The organism is Pseudomonas sp. P97.38 (assembly GCF_001269745.1).
GTDB lineage: Bacteria > Pseudomonadota > Gammaproteobacteria > Pseudomonadales > Pseudomonadaceae > Aquipseudomonas > Aquipseudomonas chlororaphis_E.
Genome location: NZ_LHVJ01000008.1, coordinates 49,572 through 67,077, shown reverse-complemented (window position 1 = coordinate 67,077; position 17,506 = coordinate 49,572). Strand labels below are relative to the sequence as shown.

Genomic DNA, 17,506 nt, shown 5'->3' with positions numbered 1-17,506 from the left:
GGAGTGCGCGAAGCGGTTCTGAGGCTGGTGAGTCGTGTCGAGGGGATGAATCCCCTCGCCACAGTTGATCAGCGTTACGCATGCTGCGGCTGTTTGTTCTAGCGTTACAGAAGCAGGTATAGCCGACGGCGGCAGAGGGCATCGATGGATCTTCGTACAAAAGGTTTCACGCTGATCGAGGTGCTGGTAACCCTTGGCGTCATGCTGATCCTCATCACCCTGGCGGTGCCGGCCTTCACCAGTTCAATGCAGGGCACCCGGGCCGATACCGAGATCGGCGACCTGCGTCGGGCGTTGAACTTCGCCCGGATGGAGGCCATCGACCGGGGCACCACCATCAGGATTCGCCCCACGGTGCTGGGCAGCGCCTGGAACGGCGAACTGACGGTGTATGACAGTACGGGCACGCCGGCCAATGTATTGCGGGTTGTTCCAGCGATGGGCGGTGGCGCGACTCTGACGCTAACCTCAGACGTGACCGCGATTGATTTCAACAACCTGGGCGGATTATCGGCACCGGCCACGCCGGTGGGTTTCAATTATGTGCGGGGAACACAGAGCAGGACGCTGAATGTTTGCCTCAACGGAAGAATCGTATTGGGTGGAAGTTGCGGATGAAGGATTGCAGTAGACGCGCACAGGAGGGCATGACCCTGATCGAGGTGCTGGTGGCGGTGTTGATTCTCGGCGTGGGCTTGTTGGGCGCCGCGATGATTCAGCTCAACGCCCTCAAGTACACCGACAGCTCGCGCATGACCAGCCAGGCCAGTTTCATCGCCTATGACCTGCTGGACCGCATACGCGCCAACTCCGGCGCGGACTACACCGTCACGCCGCCCAGCGCGCCAAACCTCAATGTGGCGCGGGACCAGGACCTCTACGACTTCAAGACCAACATCATCGCCTTTGGCGGCGCCACGGCCACCGGCACCGTCGCCCTGAACCAGCGCGTCTACACCATCACCATTTCCTGGGACGATGCGAGGGCCGCCAACACCACCAACGCGGCCGACGCGCGGCGCAGCTTCGTGCTGACCAGCCGTGTCGCCGTCGACCCGATCGCGACGCCGGCGCCATGAACGGGCGCAGCCGGGGTTTCGGCCTGATCGAGCTGATGATCGCGCTGGTGCTCAGCCTGATCGTCGTGCTGGGGGTCGTGCAGATCTTCATCGCCGCTAAGAACACCTACGTCAGCCAGGGGGCGGCGGCGGTGATGCAGGAGGATGCGCGGTTCGCCTTGAGCAAAATGGTCCAGGAGCTGCGCATGGTGGGGATGTTCGGTTGCCTGGGGAGCATCACCGACGCGTCCGCCGCCGGGGATTTCAATGCCAGCCAGATCACGCCGATCCGCTGGGACAACGCCAACCTGAAGTTGACCCTGGTGACGGCGGACGTGGGCAGTGGCGGCGGGGCGCCCACCTGGACCGTGGTTTCCGACTGTCGCACCTCGGCCACCGCCTACACGGGCGTGCGGGCGCCTGCGGCCGGGCAAATCGCGTTTCCGATCAGGCGATTGATCTACAGCTACAGCAACAACCAACTGCTGATGGGCGTCCAGACAGCCGGCGGTCCTGCCAACCCGCCCATGGCGGTGCTGGTGGATAACGTGCGCACGTTCAGCGTGACCTTCGGCGTGGCCGGCAGTGCCTCGGACATCGCGGCGTCCAGCTACAGCAGCAACCCGGCCGACCCGGCACTGATCCGCAGCGTGCGCCTGAGCCTGACGCTTTTCGATCCGCGAAACGCGGTGCGCGAGCAAACCTTCAACGTGGTTGCCGCCTTGCGCAACCGGCTGTTGTAAAGGGCAAGCCCATGAAATCGATTCCAATCAAACATCGACAACGTGGCATGGCTTTGCTGGTCAGCCTGGTGTTTCTGCTGCTGTTGACCCTGATCGGGCTGTCGTCCATGCAGAGCGCCACGCTCCAGGAAAAAATGACCAGCAGCGTCATGCTGCGCAACCAGTCGTTCCAGATCGCCGAGGCGGCGCTGCGGATGGGCGAGAGCGCGGTGCAGGTCGACACTTATTCGCTGGCAGTGTGTACTACCGCGACCCAATGTGCGCCACCGGCCGAGTCGGCAACCGTGACGGCCGCCGGGCGCAATTCCACCTCGGGGGTGACCTGGGTCGCCGCCGGCGCAGGCTTCTATGGCGTACAGAACATCGGCACCACGCTCACGGCGGTCAACGTACCCAGCAATACTTCGGCGACGCTGTATCGGATCACGGCGGTGGCGGTGGTGGGGAACAACCAGCGCAGCGTGGTGGAGAGCATCTATGCGAAATACTGAGGGGCGTCGCGGCTGGCGGCAGGCCTTGTGGGGCGCGCTGCTCGGCCTTTACCTGGCGGCCCCGGCCTACGCTTTCACGCCGTCGGATTCGCCACTGTTGAGTGCGGGGGCGGTGACGCCGAACGTGATGTTGCTGATCGACGATTCGGGGAGCATGAACAGCATCATCTGGGCATCGGGGTTCGATCCGGAGGTTTCGCGGCCGCTTATCTACAACTGCAACTCGAGCAGCAGTTGCTTCGGCGGCCAGCAACTGGACCCCGATGACGGGAACGTCCTACTGTCGAGCTTGTTGCGCGGTGGTTGCTCGAGCGGCTGGGTCGGTTTCTACCGCAACATCCTCAGCCGGGTCTGCCTGCGGTTGCCGGACCCGGTGGGTGGGGGCGATACCCGCTACACCACCAAATACCTGTCCTACCTGCTGACCCTCGCCAACGGCTCGAACCGTGATTTCACCACCGGCACCATCCCCAATGACTACCGCATCAACGTGGCCCGGAACGTCTCCACCGACCTGGTGGCCAGCAACCGCGCCCTGCGCATCGGTCTGGCCACCTTCAACCCGCCCAACAGCACCAACTCCGGTCCCGGCGGCTATATCGCCCGGGCGGTCAGCGACCTATCGCCGGTCAGCGGCAGTGTCACCCAGGCCCAGGCCAATACCAACTACACCGCGCTGACCAGCGCCATCAACGCCCTGGGCGCGGTGGCAAATACGCCGTTGGCCGAGAGCTACTACGAGATCACCCGCTATTTCAGGGGCATGGCGCCTTACCACAACAGCACGCCGACCACCTACACCAGCCCGATCCAGTATCGGTGCCAAAAAAACTTCGGCGTGGTGATCACCGACGGCTTGCCCACCTATGACCGGACGTTCCCCACCAATGACCCGCAGGCTACGGCTACGGGTGGTCCCCGGCTGCCGAACTGGGACGGGATCAGCACCAACGACGGCGACAACCCCAACGGTGATGGCGAAGGCGACACCCTGTACCTGGATGACATTGCCAAATTCGCCTTCGACATCGACATGCGCTCCACCGGCACCGATGCCACCGGCAAGAGCTGGAATGCCGCCGACTTCCCCCGGCAATACCTCAACACCTACACGGTCGGTTTCACCGCGGCCAACCCGATGCTGTCCGATGCCGCCCGCTATGGCGCCGGTAAGTACTACCAGGCGACCGACAGCGATGGCCTGAGTTCGGCGCTGTCCTCGGCCTTGAGCGACATTACCTCCAAGGCCGGTTCGGGCGGCGGTGGCGCCACCAACGGCGCCTCGTTGTCCAGCACCTCCAGCTTCTACCAGACCACCTACGACCCCAAGGATTGGCGCGGCACCATCCGCGCATTCGGCTTCACGTCGGCGGGCACGGTCGATTCGGCGGCGGTGCAGTGGACCACCGACACCGCCATCGTGCCCGGTGCCACGGCCCCGACCTATCAATCCTGGAACACCGCGACCAATGCGCCCGTGACCCTTTCCTACGCCAACTTTTCACCGGCCCAGCAAACCAGCCTCAACCAGAACCTGCCCACGGGCATCACCGGCAATGACCTGGTGGAGTGGAGCAAGGGCGTCAACAAGACCGGGCTCAAGGTGCGCAGCGTGTTGCTGGGGGACATCATCAACTCGCCACTGGTGCTGGCCTCGCCCAATGACCAGACCGCCGCGGACCTGCTGAACGACACCAGCTACAGCACTTACCTGGCGACCAAGGCGACCAACATGAGCAGCAGCCTGGTGGTGAACGCCAACGACGGTTTCTTCAGCGTCATCAACAGTGCCAACGGCACGCGGCGCTATGCGTACATGCCGTCGAGCGTGCTGCCGTCGTTGCAAGGCATCGCGGACCCCAACTACATCAACGGTGTCAGCCACGACTTCCTGGTGGACGGGCAGATTGGCGTGTTCGATACGCAGTCGGGAACCGCCTGGAAGACCGTGGCCCTGGGCGGTACCGGGGCGGGTGGCAGGACGTTCTATGCGGTTCAATTGTTCGACGCGGCGGCGGGTAATGTGTATCGGGCCTTGTGGGAAATCAGTGCGCCGGCCGTGGCCAGCACGGCCAACGTCTTCAATGACCTGGGCTACGCCTATGCCCGTCCCGAAGTGGCGCGCCTGGCGGACGGGCGCTGGGCCGCGTTCATTTCCAACGGTTATGGCAGCAACAGCGGCGTGGCGGCGCTGTATGTGGTGGATATCCGCGACGGCTCGCTGATCAGGAAGATCGTCATCAACAGCAGCGAGACCGACAACGGCCTGTCGTCGGTCAAGCTTCGGGTCAACTCCCAGAACGTCGTGCAGGCTGCCTACGGTGGTGACCTGAAGGGGCGGATGTGGAAGTTCGACCTCAGCGCCACCTCCCCGACGGCCTGGGGGCTGGCGTTTGCCGGCCAACCCTTGTTCACCGCACCGGGGGGCGCTACCCAGCCCATCACCGTGCAGCCGTTGCTGGCGGACAACCCCCAAGGCGGGACCCAGGTGTTCTTCGGCACCGGCAAGTTCAATGAGACGGCAGACAAGCTCAACAAGGATCTACAGGGCTTCTACTCGATCTGGGATGCTGTCGGCGGAGGGGGGCAGATCACCGTCTCGAACCTGCAGGCCCAGGCCATCACCGGGGTGTTTTCCGGCAGTACGGGGCAGTTCGTGACCACCAGCCAGAACGATGTGGCCTACCCCTCGAAAAAGGGTTGGTACTTGCCCCTGGTGTACAACAACGTCTTGACCGGGGAGCGGGTGATCAACTCGGCCAACCTGGTGCTCGGGCGCGTGGTCTTCACCACGGCCGCCGTGGACACCACCGACCCCTGCGCGAGCTTCGGGACCGGCAAACTGATCGAGTTGAGTGCGTTCAACGGTAAGATGCTCAACTATGCGGTGCTCGATACCAACAATGACGGCGCCCTCAGCAACCTCGATACGATTTCCGCCGGCGTCGTTTTCACCGGTGGCATCCCGACCTTGAGCGCCGTCGTCAGCGCCAGCGGGGCCACCAACATGGTTGTGAATGACTCCAGCGGTGGTATCACCAACCTGCTGGAAAAGACCGTCGGCGGCAGCCGTCGCATCATGTGGCGGCAAATACAGTGAGAGGCAAGGGCATGCGCAGTTCCAACCGGGGTTTCACCTTGATCGAAATCATGATCGTGATCGCGATCATCGGTATCGTGGTCACCATCGGCTATCCGAGCCTGACCGAGTACATGAAGAAGGGGCGGCGTACCGAAATCGCCGGGTTGTTGTCGGAGCAGGCACAGATCCTCGAGCGTTACTACTCAAAGAACAACTCCTACAGCGATGCGACGACTGGCCTCAGCAATGGTAACGATTTCTATACCATTAACCGGACGCTGGCGGACCAGAGCTTCACCCTGACGGCCGTGCGCAAAAGCGGCTCCTCCATGGCGACGGACAAGTGCGGCGATTTCACCCTCAACAACACGGGCGTACGGAGTATGCTCAACGCCGCCAGCGGGGTGACCACCAAGGATTGCTGGGGGCGTTAGGTTTTCCTTGTTTCGGGCGCGGTCTTGCGCCCTCTGTCTTGTGAGTCGAATCAGAACATGACCATGCAACAGCAAGTGGTGATTGTCGGCGGGGGCGTCATCGGCCTGCTGACGGCGTTCAATCTGGCGTGCGAAGGGCTGCGCGTGGTGCTGCTGGACCGCGGCGGCGTCGGCCAGGAAGCCTCCTGGGCCGGTGGCGGTATCGTTTCGCCGTTGTACCCCTGGCGCTATAGCCCGGCGGTCACCGCCCTGGCCCATTGGTCGCAGGATTTCTATCCACAACTGGGGCAGCGTCTGTTCGCCTCCACCGGCGTCGATCCGCAAGTGCATGTCACCGGCTTGTATTGGCTGGACCTGGATGACCAGGACGAAGCGCTGGCCTGGGCCGAGCGGGAAGGGCGCCCATTGCGGGCGGTGGATATCGGCGCCGTGCGGGATGCGGTGCCGGTGCTGGGCGCAGGGTTTTCCCGGGCGATCTACATGGCCGACGTCGCCAACGTGCGCAATCCCCGGTTGGTGAAGTCCCTCAAGGCCGCCTTGTTGGCGATGCCCGGTGTCACGCTGCATGAGCATTGCGAAGTCAGCGGCTTCATTCGCGAGGGTGAGCGTGTCGTGGGGGTGAACAGTTCCGCGGGGCCGATCCATGGTGACCAGGTGGTGCTGGCCGCGGGTGCCTGGAGTGGCGAGTTGCTCGGCACGCTGGGGCTGAAGTTGCCAGTCGAGCCGGTCAAGGGCCAGATGATCCTGTACAAGTGCGCTGCGGATTTCCTGTCGAGCATGGTCCTGGCCAAGGGCCGTTACGCGATACCCCGTCGCGACGGGCACATCCTGGTGGGCAGCACACTGGAGCGCGAAGGCTTCGACAAGACCCCGACCGATGTGGCGCTGGAGAGCCTGAAGGCTTCGGCGCAGCAGCTGATTCCGGCGCTGGCCGATGCCGAGGTGGTCGGACATTGGGCAGGGTTGCGACCGGCGTCGCCGGAGGGAATTCCCTATATCGGTGAAGTGCCTGGGTTTGCGGGGTTGTGGTTGAACTGTGGGCATTATCGCAATGGGTTGGTATTGGCGCCGGCGTCGTGCCGGTTGTTTGCGGATGTGATGCTAGGGCGCGAGCCGGTGATTGACCCTGCGCCGTACGCGCCGGCGGAGCGGATGTAGGGTTAATTGTGGGAGCGAGACTGCTCGCGATGGCGGTCTTGGGTCGAGCACATATCCGTTGCTGCGGTAACGGCGGCTTAGGGTTCCGCCCTGACGGCGGCTTACTTTTTTTCAGACGCCAAAAAAAGTAAGCAAAAAAGGCTTGGCCCCACCACTCGGTGCCTCGCTTGGGCTCGGCATACCCTCACTCCGGCATTGCTCCGTGGGCCCACCGCGAAGGGCCATCCATGGCCCAGCGCGGCTACCCCGGCATCCATGCCGGGGTGCCCACTACGCAATGCCTGCGTTCGGCCGTCGTGGTTAACGGGGCCCGAAGATCAAAAGCAAAAGCAAAAGTGAGGCGGCCTTACAGCCGGCCTGTTCTTGCGGCTGGCCTCGGTCTCCCTGTGGGAGCGGGCTTGCTCGCGAAGGCGTCGGCACATCCAATATTTATTCACTGTCATGGCTGGCTGTGCGTGGGATACCTTCGGGTATGCCGGGTACCAAGGTCTCGGTGCGCGAACCCGCGTACAGCTGCCACCTCCAATCGCGTCGCGGCGTTTATCAGGTAGATTTGTATTGACTGTCTTGGGGCTGCTACGCAGCCCAGCGGGGAGAGCCCAGCCATTGGAGGCGGCTTCCCTCAATCCAACCCCAGCTTCTTCAACCGATACCGCATCGAACGAAACGACAGTTTTAACCGCTGGGCCGCCGCCGTGCGGTTCCAGCGGGTTTCTTCCAGGGCCTGGAGGATGAGTTTGCGTTCGACGTCTTCCAGGTAGTCTTCCAGGTTGTCGACCTGTACCAGGTCGGCGCTGGTGGCGTCGGTAGCGTTATTGCTGTCGGCCAGGCGCAGGTCGTCGGCTTCGATCTGCTGGTGTTCGCAAAGGGTGTAGGCCCGTTCGAGCATGTTCTCCAGTTCCCGCACGTTTCCTGGGAAACGATAGTTGCGAAGGGCCTCCAGGGCCTGGGGGTGGAGTGTTACGGCGGGGCTGACGGTGTTGGCCGCCAGGCGTTGGAGCACGTGGTTGGCCAGCGGCTCGATGTCTTCGCGGCGTTCGCGCAGGGGCGGGACGCGCAGTTCGATGACGTTCAGCCGGTAGTACAGGTCCTGGCGAAAGCGCCCGGCGGCGACTTCGGCGTCCAGGTCCTTGTGGGTGGCGCAGAGGATGCGTACGTCTACCACTTCTTCCTGCTGGCCGCCGACGGCGCGCACGGCTTTTTCCTGGATGGCCCGCAGCAGTTTGACTTGCATGGCCAGGGGCAGGTCGGCCACCTCGTCGAGGAACAGCGTGCCGCCATGGGCGGCCTGGAACAGCCCGGGCTTGTCTTCGATGGCGCCGCTGAAACTGCCTTTGCGGTGGCCGAAAAACTCGCTTTCCATCAGCTCCGTGGGAATTGCCCCACAGTTGACCGGCACAAAACCGAGATTGGAACGGGGACCTTGCTCGTGGATCAGCCGGGCCACCAACTCCTTGCCACAGCCCGACTCGCCGCTGATGTACACCGGCGCCTGGCTGCGGGCGAGTTTTTCGATCTGTTTGCGCACATTGCGCATGGGCGGTGATTCGCCCAGCAGGCAGCGCTCGATGGTTGTGCCGGGGGCGGCAACCGGTGGCAGGCGCAGGGCGCTGGCGACCAGTTCACGCAGCCGGGTCAGGTCGACCGGCTTGGTCAGGAAGTCGAAGGCCCCGGCCTTGAGAGCGTCGATGGCGGTTTCCAGGCTGCCGTAGGCGGTGATCATCGCCACGGGCAGCTGGATGTAGCGTTGCTGGATGTGTTGCACCAGTTCCAGGCCGGTGCCATCGGGCAGGCGCATGTCGGTCAGGCACAGGTCGAAGGCCTCGTCCGCCAACAGGGCTTGGGCCTCGGCAAGGTTCTTGGCGCTGCGGGTGTCGAGTTTCATCCGGCCCAGGGTGATGTCCAGGAGTTCGCGGATGTCCGGCTCGTCGTCGACGATCAGGATTCGTTGCCGTGAGCGTGTATTCAAATCTGTTTCCGTCCGTGAGCAAAGGTGATGCGAAAGCAACCGCCGCCTTGGCGTGGTTTGAAGTCTAGGCGGGCCTGGTTGCTTTCGCACAGCTCACGGGACAGATAGAGGCCAAGGCCGGTGCCCTGGCTGCTGGTGGTGAAAAAGGGTTCGAACAGATGCGCCTGCTGGTCAGGCGTCACGCCGGGCCCGTTGTCGATGATGTCCAGCGTGGATAACTGGCTATGGGGGTCGACGGACAGCTTCAACCAGGCTTCGGCCTGCTCGTTGATCATCGCGCTGTGGCGCCAGGCGTTGCGCAGCAGGTTGTCGAGCACCTGGGTCAACTGGTCGGGGTCCATGAGCGTAATGTAGTCGCCTGGATCGATGCTCAGGTGCAAATGCTGATGCTCGGTCGCGCTTTCGTGGGCTTGCTGGACGAATTGCTGGAGCCAGGTCCGCAGGTCGAGGCGTTGGGGCGTGGGTTGCTGGCGGCGTGACAGCTGCAGGACGTTTTCGATGACGCGGTTCATTCGTTGCGAGTGGTCTTGAATAATCTGCGTCAGACGCCGATCGGCGCTGTTCAGTTCCTCGGACTCGCGCAGCAATTGCGCGGCATGGCTGATCGCGCCCAAGGGGTTGCGGATTTCATGGGCGATGCCGGCGGTGAGGCGCCCGAGGGAGGCGAGTTTGAGTTGCTGGGCCTGTTGGGACACCTGGGCCAGGTCTTCGAGAAACACCAGGATCTGATGCTGTTCATGATGCCCCAGGGCGATGAAGCTCGGCTGCAGCGTCAGGCCGGTGCCAGGGACGGTCAGGCTCTGTGGCCGCAGGCTGGGGTTGTTCAGCCAGCGTTGCAGGCGTTCGACCAGGGCGTTGGAGCAGTCGTCGATCGGCTGGCCGACCAGGTCGTGCATGCCCAGCAGGTTCAGCGCGCTTTCGTTGGCCAGTTGCACCCGGCGTTGGCGGTCGAGCACCAGGATGCCGGTGCGCATGCGTTGCAGGATCAGGGCGTTGAGCGCCTCCAGGCCGACCACTTCACTGGCCCGTTGCTCGGCCAGGGTTTCGCTGGCTTCCAGGCGTCGGGTCAGGCCTTGGACCAATAGTGCGGCGGCAAAGCACAGCGCGCCCAGGGTGCCGGCCTGCAGATAGTTGCTGGGCCGGCTTGCGTCGCTCAGCCCGAGGAAGAAGCACGAGCCGACGATGCCGAGGGTGGCGACGGCGGCGATCAACAGGCCGATACGGCCTCGCAACAGCGTGTTGCCGATGGCCACGGAGACGATGAGCAGGTTACCGATGGCGCTGGGGGCGCCCCCGGCGACGAAAAACAGCCAGGAGAGCAACAGCACGTCGGCCAGGGCCAGGCCGAACAGGCGGGCCGGGCGGCGGGTGTTTTCCAGGAACACCACCAGCAGGATGTTCAAGACCAGGTACAACCAGCTGCCGCTGCGCAGCAAGTCGTCGTTGGCGGACTCCAGCAACCGGTTGTCCATGTTGCTGGAGATCAACAGCACCAGGGTGATGCCGATACTCAGGCGGTACAGGTGATACAGACGCAGCAGACGCTGCGCCTGCTTGACGCGCGGGCTGGCGGCCTCAGCGTTCACGGCTGCCTGGGCCTTGCTCGAGGTGAGCCTGGCTGCAATACCACTGTTGTTCGAGCACCAGCGCCCGGTCGCGAGGCAGGTGCACGCCGCACTGGGCGCAACGGACCATCGGCGGCGCATCCGGCTCCCGGGGGGCGTTCGGCGTGGCAGAGGCGGCCTTGAGCTTGCGCCAGAACCATACCGCGGCGGCAATCAGGGCAATCCAGAATAGTAGACGAAGCATGATGGGCGGCTTTTTGGCTAGAGATCAGGCAGTTTAGCCGGGCACGGGAGCGGCGCACAGGGCTGTGGATTCCAGGCACAAAAAAGGGAGACCGTCGGGTCTCCCTGTTTGCCTGGCAGCGTGGCCTTAGTCGAACAGACCGAAGGTCATGTAGCTGAACCAGGAGCGGTCGCTGGATTCGTTCTCGGGGGTTTCTTCCTCGATCACGTCGCCATTCTCGTCCTTGGGCTTGAGTTCGTTCGGAATGGCTTCCTTGGCGTCCTGGAACTGGCGCTGTACGTCCTGGTTGGCGCGGGTTTCTCCCGGCGGCAGCGGTGGACGGGACTCGATCAGGCCCAGGGTGGCCTTGCTCAGCCACGAACGGTTGTCGACTTCGCCGACCCGCGGGGTGAACTGGCCGTCGACCAGCGAAGGGTGGTCCGGGTAGTTCAGCTTCAGGGTTTCCAGGCTGGTGGCAGCCAGGTCGTCCAGGTGCAGGCGCTGGTACGCTTCGGTCATCACCGCCAGGCCGTCGCCCACCGAAGGGGTTTCCTGGAAGTTTTCCACCACGTAGCGGCCACGGTTGGCGGCGGCGACGTAAGCCTGGCGGGTCAGGTAGTAATCGGCCACGTGGATTTCGTAGGAGGCCAACAGGTTGCGCAGGTAGATCATGCGCTGCTTGGCGTCCGGCGAATAACGGCTGTTGGGGAAGCGGCTGGTCAGCTGGGCGAACTCATTGTAGGAGTCGCGGGCCGCGCCAGGGTCACGCTTGGTCATGTCCAGCGGCAGGAAGCGCGCCAGCAGGCCGACGTCCTGGTCGAAGGAGGTCAGGCCCTTGAGGTAGTAGGCGTAATCGACGTTCGGGTGCTGCGGATGCAGGCGAATGAAGCGCTCGGCTGCGGACTTCGCTGCTTCCGGCTCGGCGTTCTTGTAGTTGGCGTAGATCAGTTCCAGCTGGGCCTGGTCGGCATAGCGACCGAACGGATACCGCGACTCCAGAGCCTTGAGCTTGGCTGTGGCGCTGGTGTAGCTGTTGTTGTCCAGGTCGTTCTGCGCCTGTTGGTACAGTTCGACTTCGCTCAGGTTTTCGTCTACGACTTCCTTCGACGAGCAAGCAGCAGTCAATGCGAGGATGGCGATCAGCAGCAGGTGTTTCACTTGCATGGCGGCTTGCGTCCCTATGACGGCCGCTGTCTTGGGCGGGGCCGTCCTGTTATGATGAGCGCCCCGTTGAAAGCCTCGGGGCAAAAGACGCCGTATTTAACCACAAGCGCGCAGCCGAAACCAAAGGCTGTGCCGACGCCCAGTCCGAGCATGTCCGATAAAATAGAACTTCGCGCAGAGGTGCCGTCCGAATTGGGCGGCCAACGCCTCGATCAAGTCGCCGCCCAACTCTTTGCCGAGCACTCGCGCTCGCGCCTTTCCGCCTGGATCAAGGACGGCCGCCTGACCGTGGATGGGGCGGTCGTTCGCCCGCGCGACATCGTCCATGGCGGTGCCGTCCTCGAACTGACTGCCGAGCAGGAGGCCCAGGGAGAATGGGTCGCCCAGGACATCGCCCTTGACATTGTCTATGAAGACGACGAGATCCTGGTCATCAACAAGCCTGCGGGCCTGGTGGTGCACCCGGCGGCCGGGCATGCCGATGGCACGCTGCTCAACGCCTTGCTGCACCACGTGCCGGACATCATCAACGTGCCCCGTGCCGGCATCGTCCATCGCCTGGACAAGGACACCACCGGCCTGATGGTCGTGGCCAAGACCATCCAGGCCCAGACACAACTGGTCGCACAGCTGCAAAGCCGCAGTGTCAGCCGTATCTATGAATGCATCGTTATCGGCGTGGTCACCGCCGGTGGCAAGATCAACGCCCCGATCGGCCGTCATGGCCAGCAGCGCCAGCGCATGGCGGTGATGGAGGGCGGCAAGCCGGCAGTCAGTCATTACCGCGTGCTGGAGCGTTTCCGTTCCCACACCCACGTGCGGGTCAAGCTCGAAACCGGCCGTACCCACCAGATTCGCGTGCACATGGCCCACATCAACTTCCCGTTGGTGGGCGACCCGGCCTATGGCGGACGTTTCCGCATTCCGCCAGCGGCCAGCGTGACGATGGTCGAGTCGCTGAAGAACTTCCCGCGCCAGGCGCTGCATGCGCGGTTCCTGGAGCTGGACCATCCGACCACCGGCAAGCGCATGAGCTGGGAGTCGCCGCTGCCGGATGACTTCGTCTGGCTGCTGACCTTGCTCAAGCAGGACCGCGAGGCGTTCATCGGATGAGTGACTGGCTGATCCCCGACTGGCCCGCGCCGGACCGGGTCAAGGCCTGTGTCACCACCCGTGCGGGCGGCGTCAGCCTGGCGCCGTTCGACAGCCTCAACCTCGGTGACCATGTGGAGGACGACCCTGCGGCCGTGGCGCAGAACCGTCGCCGTCTCACCGATCGGTTCGCCATCCGTCCAGCCTGGCTACGGCAGGTCCATGGGATTGACGTGGTCGAGGCTGACCCCAGCCAAGTGGTCACCGCCGATGCCAGCTGGACAGCGACACCCGGTATCGCGTGTGCGGCGATGACCGCAGACTGCCTGCCCGTGCTGTTCTGCGACCGTGCCGGCACCCGCGTCGCGGCCGCCCATGCCGGTTGGCGCGGGTTGGCGAACGGCGTGCTGGAAGCGACCTTGGACAGCCTCCAGGTGCCCGCCGACCAGGTCCTTGCCTGGCTCGGTCCGGCCATTGGCCCGCAAGCCTTCGAGGTCGGGCCGGAAGTGCGTGACGCGTTCATCGCGCAACTGCCCAGTGCGGCGCAAGCCTTCGTCCCCAGCCACAATGTCGGCAAGTTCCTCGCCGACATTTATGCGTTGGCGCGCCTGCGGCTGGCGGCGCGCGGCGTTACGGCGGTCTATGGTGGCGGCCTGTGTACCGTGACCGATCCTCGCTTTTTCTCCTACCGTCGCAATCCGCGTACCGGCCGCTTCGCCTCCCTGGTCTGGCTCGACCAATAAAAGCCCCTTCGGCTGCCTCCTTGTAGCAGATCCCTTTGTGGGGACGAGCCTGCCCGCGACGGCGACGGGTCAGCTAACCTTAATTGGCTGACAAGCCGCCTTCTTCGCGAGCAGGCTCGCGCCCACAAAGGCTTGGAAGGGGCTGCCATCTGACTGATCTGTGTCAATGAAGCCCGCTTGAATCTTCCAGAATCGTCCACATCTATAGCGGTATCTGGCAGGTTTCTTCATTCAGGATGTTTTTTCGATCCGGCCTGCTCAATAGGAAGGTGACCCATGCGAATTGATCGTTTAACCAGCAAATTACAATTGGCCCTGTCCGATGCCCAGTCCCTGGCCGTCGGCCTGGACCATCCCGGTATCGAACCGGCGCACTTGATGCAAGCCATGCTCGAACAGCAAGGCGGCTCCATCAAGCCCCTGCTGATGCAGGTGGGCTTTGACGTCAACAGCCTGCGCAAGGAGTTGGCCAAGGAGCTCGACCAACTGCCCAAGATCCAGAATCCGACCGGTGACGTGAACATGTCCCAGGATTTGGCCCGGCTGCTCAACCAGGCCGACCGCCTGGCCCAGCAGAAGGGCGACCAGTTCATTTCCAGCGAACTGGTGCTGCTCGCCGCCATGGACGAGAACAGCAAACTGGGCAAATTGCTGCTCGGCCAGGGCGTGAGCAAGAAAGCCCTGGAAAACGCCATCAACAACCTGCGTGGCGGCGAAGCAGTCAATGACGCCAACCACGAGGAGTCCCGCCAGGCGCTGGACAAATACACCGTCGACCTGACCAAGCGTGCCGAGGAAGGCAAGCTCGACCCGGTGATCGGGCGCGACGATGAAATCCGTCGCACGGTGCAGGTGCTGCAACGCCGTACCAAGAACAACCCGGTGCTGATCGGTGAGCCCGGCGTGGGCAAGACCGCCATCGCCGAGGGCCTGGCCCAGCGCATCATCAATGGCGAAGTGCCCGATGGCCTCAAGGGCAAGCGTCTGCTGTCCTTGGACATGGGGGCGCTGATCGCCGGCGCCAAATACCGTGGCGAGTTCGAAGAGCGGCTCAAGGCGCTGCTCAATGAACTGTCCAAACAGGAAGGCCAGATCATCCTGTTCATCGACGAGTTGCACACCATGGTCGGCGCCGGCAAGGGCGAGGGCTCGATGGATGCGGGCAACATGCTCAAGCCGGCACTGGCCCGTGGCGAACTGCACTGCGTCGGCGCGACCACGCTCAATGAATACCGCCAATACATAGAGAAGGACGCGGCCCTCGAACGGCGTTTCCAGAAAGTGCTGGTGGAGGAGCCGAGCGAAGAAGACACCATCGCCATCCTGCGTGGCCTCAAGGAGCGGTACGAGGTTCACCACAAGGTGGCGATCACCGATGGCGCGATCATCGCGGCGGCCAAGCTCAGCCACCGCTACATCACCGACCGTCAATTGCCGGACAAGGCCATCGACCTGATCGACGAGGCGGCCAGCCGCATCCGCATGGAAATCGATTCCAAGCCCGAAGTGCTGGATCGCCTGGAGCGGCGCCTGATTCAACTCAAGGTCGAATCCCAGGCCCTGAAGAAAGAAAGCGACGAAGCGGCGAAGAAGCGGCTGGAAAGGTTGCAGGACGAAATCGTTCGCCATGAGCGCGAGTATTCCGATCTCGAGGAAATCTGGAACTCGGAGAAAGCCGAAGTCCAGGGTTCGGCGCAGATCCAGCAAAAGATCGAGCAATCCCGCCAGGAACTGGAGGCGGCCCGTCGCAAGGGCGACCTCAACCGCATGGCCGAGCTGCAGTACGGGGTGATCCCGGACCTGGAGCGCAGCCTGCAGATGGTCGACCAGCACGGCAAGAGCGAAAACCAGTTGCTGCGCAGCAAGGTCACTGAGGAAGAAATCGCCGAAGTGGTCTCCAAGTGGACCGGTATCCCGGTGTCGAAAATGCTCGAAGGCGAGCGCGACAAGCTGCTGAAGATGGAAAGCCTGTTGCACCAGCGTGTGATCGGCCAGGAAGAGGCGGTGGTGGCGGTGGCCAACGCCGTGCGTCGGTCCCGTGCCGGGTTGTCGGACCCGAACCGGCCGAGTGGCTCGTTCATGTTCCTCGGCCCGACCGGTGTCGGTAAGACCGAGCTGTGCAAGGCGTTGGCCGAGTTTCTCTTCGACACCGAAGAGGCGATGGTGCGCATCGACATGTCCGAGTTCATGGAGAAACATTCCGTGGCGCGGTTGATCGGTGCCCCACCGGGATACGTCGGCTATGAGGAAGGCGGCTACCTGACCGAGGCGGTACGGCGCAAGCCTTACTCGGTGATCCTGCTGGACGAGGTCGAGAAGGCGCACCCGGATGTGTTCAACATCCTTTTGCAAGTGCTGGAGGACGGGCGCCTGACCGACAGCCACGGGCGCACGGTGGACTTCCGTAACACCGTGATCGTGATGACCTCCAACCTGGGCTCGGCGCAGATCCAGGAATTGGTAGGTGACCGCGAGGCACAACGTGCGGCAGTGATGGATGCGATTTCCACCCACTTCCGGCCGGAGTTCATCAACCGGGTCGACGAGGTGGTGATTTTCGAACCGTTGGCCCGTGACCAGATCGCCGGCATCACCGAGATCCAGTTGGGTCGCCTGCGCAGCCGCCTCACCGAGCGCGAGCTGAAGTTGCAATTGAGCGACGAGGCGTTGGACAAGTTGATTGCGGTGGGTTACGACCCGGTCTATGGCGCACGGCCACTCAAGCGTGCGATCCAGCGCTGGATCGAGAACCCGTTGGCGCAGTTGATCCTGTCCGGCCGCTTCATGCCAGGTGAAACTGTGACCGGCACAGTGGAGAACGACGAAATCGTCTTCAACTGAGGCGATTGCCTGGGCTTTTGTGGTGAGGGCGTTTGCTCCCGCTGGGGTGCGAAGCATTCCTCGCTCTTTGAGGGGCCGCTACGCGACCCAGCGGGAGCAAGTGCCCTCGCCACGGCCGGCGTTCTTTTCCTGATCGATGGGGAGGCTCGCTTCCAAGCACCATTTTTTTCATCAGGTCGTTGAACTCAAAGGAAAAGGCTTGTAAAGTGCGCCCCGCAGTACGTCACCCCAAGGGTTACTTCTCCCTGAGAAAGAATCCGAAATAAGTTGCAAATCATTGTCTTGAAAGCAATTTAAGGGGTTGACAGAGGTTTTGAAGATTGTAGAATAGCGCGCCTCAGACACACGAACGCAGCGATGCGAACAGGGTAGAAGAGGTTGAAGCTAGCTTCAACGTTGTAACTTGAAATATCAGTTCCGTGATAGCTCAGTCGGTAGAGCAAATGACTGTTAATCATTGGGTCCCAGGTTCGAGTCCTGGTCACGGAGCCATTTCAATCGGGGTATAGCGCAGTCCGGTAGCGCGCCTGCTTTGGGAGCAGGATGTCAGGAGTTCGAATCCCCTTACCCCGACCATATTTGGGTCGTTAGCTCAGTTGGTAGAGCAGTTGGCTTTTAACCAATTGGTCGTAGGTTCGAATCCCACACGACCCACCATTTTTGAGACCAGTTCGCTGGAATCGAATCTTAAGATCAGAGGCCAAAAGCGCTGATCGAGGAAGGCGACTTGCAGAGGTCGCCTTTTTTTTACCGGGGTATAGCGCAGTCCGGTAGCGCGCCTGCTTTGGGAGCAGGATGTCAGGAGTTCGAATCCCCTTACCCCGACCATATTGAAAATCCCCGTATCGAAAGATACGGGGATTTTTTTTGCCTGCGAAAAAGGCCCGGGGTGTCAAGTTGTCATACAACCTGCCGATAACGCCTGTGGGAGCGAGCCTGCTCG

Annotated in this window: 14 protein-coding genes and 4 tRNA genes; 14 read left to right on the top strand and 4 right to left on the bottom strand. The window is 62.7% G+C overall.

Features of this window, described 5'->3' with window-relative positions:
* The first annotated feature begins 144 nt into the window (after window positions 1–144).
* Genes AD664_RS01730 through thiO form a run of 7 tightly spaced genes read left to right on the top strand, consistent with a single transcriptional unit; the run spans window position 145 to window position 6,966 of the window.
* Window positions 145–618 carry a GspH/FimT family pseudopilin gene (locus tag AD664_RS01730; protein ID WP_047736287.1) on the top strand — a complete coding sequence of 158 codons (474 nt, stop codon included), beginning with the start codon at window positions 145–147 and terminating at the stop codon, window positions 616–618.
* Window positions 615–1,079 (top strand): type IV pilus modification protein PilV, encoded by a 465-nt coding sequence (gene pilV, locus AD664_RS01725; protein WP_047736286.1) that lies wholly within the window; start codon window positions 615–617, stop codon window positions 1,077–1,079. Before AD664_RS01730 ends, pilV begins: the two co-directional genes overlap by 4 nt.
* Window positions 1,076–1,801, top strand: a complete 726-nt coding sequence (locus tag AD664_RS01720) for a PilW family protein (RefSeq protein ID WP_047736285.1) — start codon at window positions 1,076–1,078, stop codon at window positions 1,799–1,801. The genes pilV and AD664_RS01720 overlap by 4 nt, the downstream gene beginning before the upstream one ends.
* A gap of 11 nt (window positions 1,802–1,812) precedes the next feature.
* Entirely contained in the window at window positions 1,813–2,292 is a 480-nt protein-coding gene (locus AD664_RS01715) for a PilX N-terminal domain-containing pilus assembly protein (protein ID WP_047736284.1), read from the top strand.
* The gene (locus AD664_RS01710) at window positions 2,279–5,392 is read left to right on the top strand and encodes a pilus assembly protein (protein WP_053144008.1); all 3,114 of its coding nucleotides are present in this window, start codon (window positions 2,279–2,281) and stop codon (window positions 5,390–5,392) included. Before AD664_RS01715 ends, AD664_RS01710 begins: the two co-directional genes overlap by 14 nt.
* An 11-nt stretch (window positions 5,393–5,403) precedes the next feature.
* Window positions 5,404–5,808, top strand: a complete 405-nt coding sequence (locus AD664_RS01705; RefSeq protein ID WP_053144005.1) for a type IV pilin protein — start codon at window positions 5,404–5,406, stop codon at window positions 5,806–5,808.
* Between the two features lie 57 nt (window positions 5,809–5,865).
* Window positions 5,866–6,966 carry a glycine oxidase ThiO gene (gene thiO / locus AD664_RS01700; protein ID WP_053144003.1) on the top strand — a complete coding sequence of 367 codons (1,101 nt, stop codon included), beginning with the start codon at window positions 5,866–5,868 and terminating at the stop codon, window positions 6,964–6,966.
* A 622-nt stretch (window positions 6,967–7,588) separates the two neighbouring features.
* Here the strand turns inward: thiO and AD664_RS01695 are convergent.
* From AD664_RS01695 to AD664_RS01680, 4 genes are all read right to left on the bottom strand, one after another.
* A complete protein-coding gene (locus AD664_RS01695; RefSeq protein WP_053144001.1) occupies window positions 7,589–8,935 on the bottom strand; it encodes a sigma-54 dependent transcriptional regulator in 1,347 nt (448 codons plus the stop codon).
* On the bottom strand, window positions 8,932–10,521 hold the full coding sequence (locus AD664_RS01690) for a nitrogen regulation protein NR(II) (RefSeq protein WP_053143999.1): 1,590 nt from the start codon (window positions 10,519–10,521) through the stop codon (window positions 8,932–8,934). Before AD664_RS01690 ends, AD664_RS01695 begins: the two co-directional genes overlap by 4 nt.
* Window positions 10,511–10,744, bottom strand: a complete 234-nt coding sequence (locus AD664_RS01685; RefSeq protein WP_042730706.1) for a PP0621 family protein — start codon at window positions 10,742–10,744, stop codon at window positions 10,511–10,513. The genes AD664_RS01690 and AD664_RS01685 overlap by 11 nt, the downstream gene beginning before the upstream one ends.
* Before the next feature lie 126 nt (window positions 10,745–10,870).
* Window positions 10,871–11,887: an outer membrane protein assembly factor BamD gene (locus tag AD664_RS01680; protein WP_042730707.1), complete on the bottom strand. Its 1,017-nt coding sequence runs from the start codon at window positions 11,885–11,887 to the stop codon at window positions 10,871–10,873.
* Window positions 11,888–12,037: 150 nt separating this feature from the next.
* On the opposite strand from AD664_RS01680, the gene rluD reads away from it, so the two are divergent.
* The 7 genes from rluD (at window position 12,038) to AD664_RS01645 (ending at window position 17,391) form a co-directional block, all read left to right on the top strand.
* Window positions 12,038–13,000 (top strand): 23S rRNA pseudouridine(1911/1915/1917) synthase RluD, encoded by a 963-nt coding sequence (rluD, locus tag AD664_RS01675; protein WP_042730708.1) that lies wholly within the window; start codon window positions 12,038–12,040, stop codon window positions 12,998–13,000.
* On the top strand, window positions 12,997–13,722 hold the full coding sequence (pgeF, locus tag AD664_RS01670; RefSeq protein ID WP_053143997.1) for a peptidoglycan editing factor PgeF: 726 nt from the start codon (window positions 12,997–12,999) through the stop codon (window positions 13,720–13,722). Before rluD ends, pgeF begins: the two co-directional genes overlap by 4 nt.
* Window positions 13,723–13,998: 276 nt before the next feature.
* Entirely contained in the window at window positions 13,999–16,563 is a 2,565-nt protein-coding gene (gene clpB / locus AD664_RS01665) for an ATP-dependent chaperone ClpB (RefSeq protein WP_053143995.1), read from the top strand.
* Between the two features lie 416 nt (window positions 16,564–16,979).
* Window positions 16,980–17,055: transfer RNA gene (locus tag AD664_RS01660), tRNA-Asn, on the top strand.
* 7 nt (window positions 17,056–17,062) lie between these two features.
* A tRNA-Pro gene (locus AD664_RS01655) sits at window positions 17,063–17,139 on the top strand.
* Between the two features lie 5 nt (window positions 17,140–17,144).
* A tRNA-Lys gene (locus AD664_RS01650) sits at window positions 17,145–17,220 on the top strand.
* Between the two features lie 94 nt (window positions 17,221–17,314).
* Window positions 17,315–17,391 (top strand) — tRNA-Pro (locus tag AD664_RS01645).
* Window positions 17,392–17,506: the final 115 nt, after the last annotated feature.

Coding starts and splice junctions, on each gene's coding strand:
- AD664_RS01715 (WP_047736284.1), top strand. CDS start 1,813: ATGAAATCGATTCCAATCAAACATCGACAACGTGGCATGGCTTTGCTG.
- AD664_RS01685 (WP_042730706.1), bottom strand. CDS start 10,744: ATGCTTCGTCTACTATTCTGGATTGCCCTGATTGCCGCCGCGGTATGG.
- AD664_RS01720 (WP_047736285.1), top strand. CDS start 1,076: ATGAACGGGCGCAGCCGGGGTTTCGGCCTGATCGAGCTGATGATCGCG.
- pgeF (WP_053143997.1), top strand. CDS start 12,997: ATGAGTGACTGGCTGATCCCCGACTGGCCCGCGCCGGACCGGGTCAAG.
- AD664_RS01680 (WP_042730707.1), bottom strand. CDS start 11,887: ATGCAAGTGAAACACCTGCTGCTGATCGCCATCCTCGCATTGACTGCT.
- rluD (WP_042730708.1), top strand. CDS start 12,038: ATGTCCGATAAAATAGAACTTCGCGCAGAGGTGCCGTCCGAATTGGGC.
- clpB (WP_053143995.1), top strand. CDS start 13,999: ATGCGAATTGATCGTTTAACCAGCAAATTACAATTGGCCCTGTCCGAT.
- thiO (WP_053144003.1), top strand. CDS start 5,866: ATGACCATGCAACAGCAAGTGGTGATTGTCGGCGGGGGCGTCATCGGC.
- AD664_RS01730 (WP_047736287.1), top strand. CDS start 145: ATGGATCTTCGTACAAAAGGTTTCACGCTGATCGAGGTGCTGGTAACC.
- pilV (WP_047736286.1), top strand. CDS start 615: ATGAAGGATTGCAGTAGACGCGCACAGGAGGGCATGACCCTGATCGAG.
- AD664_RS01710 (WP_053144008.1), top strand. CDS start 2,279: ATGCGAAATACTGAGGGGCGTCGCGGCTGGCGGCAGGCCTTGTGGGGC.
- AD664_RS01705 (WP_053144005.1), top strand. CDS start 5,404: ATGCGCAGTTCCAACCGGGGTTTCACCTTGATCGAAATCATGATCGTG.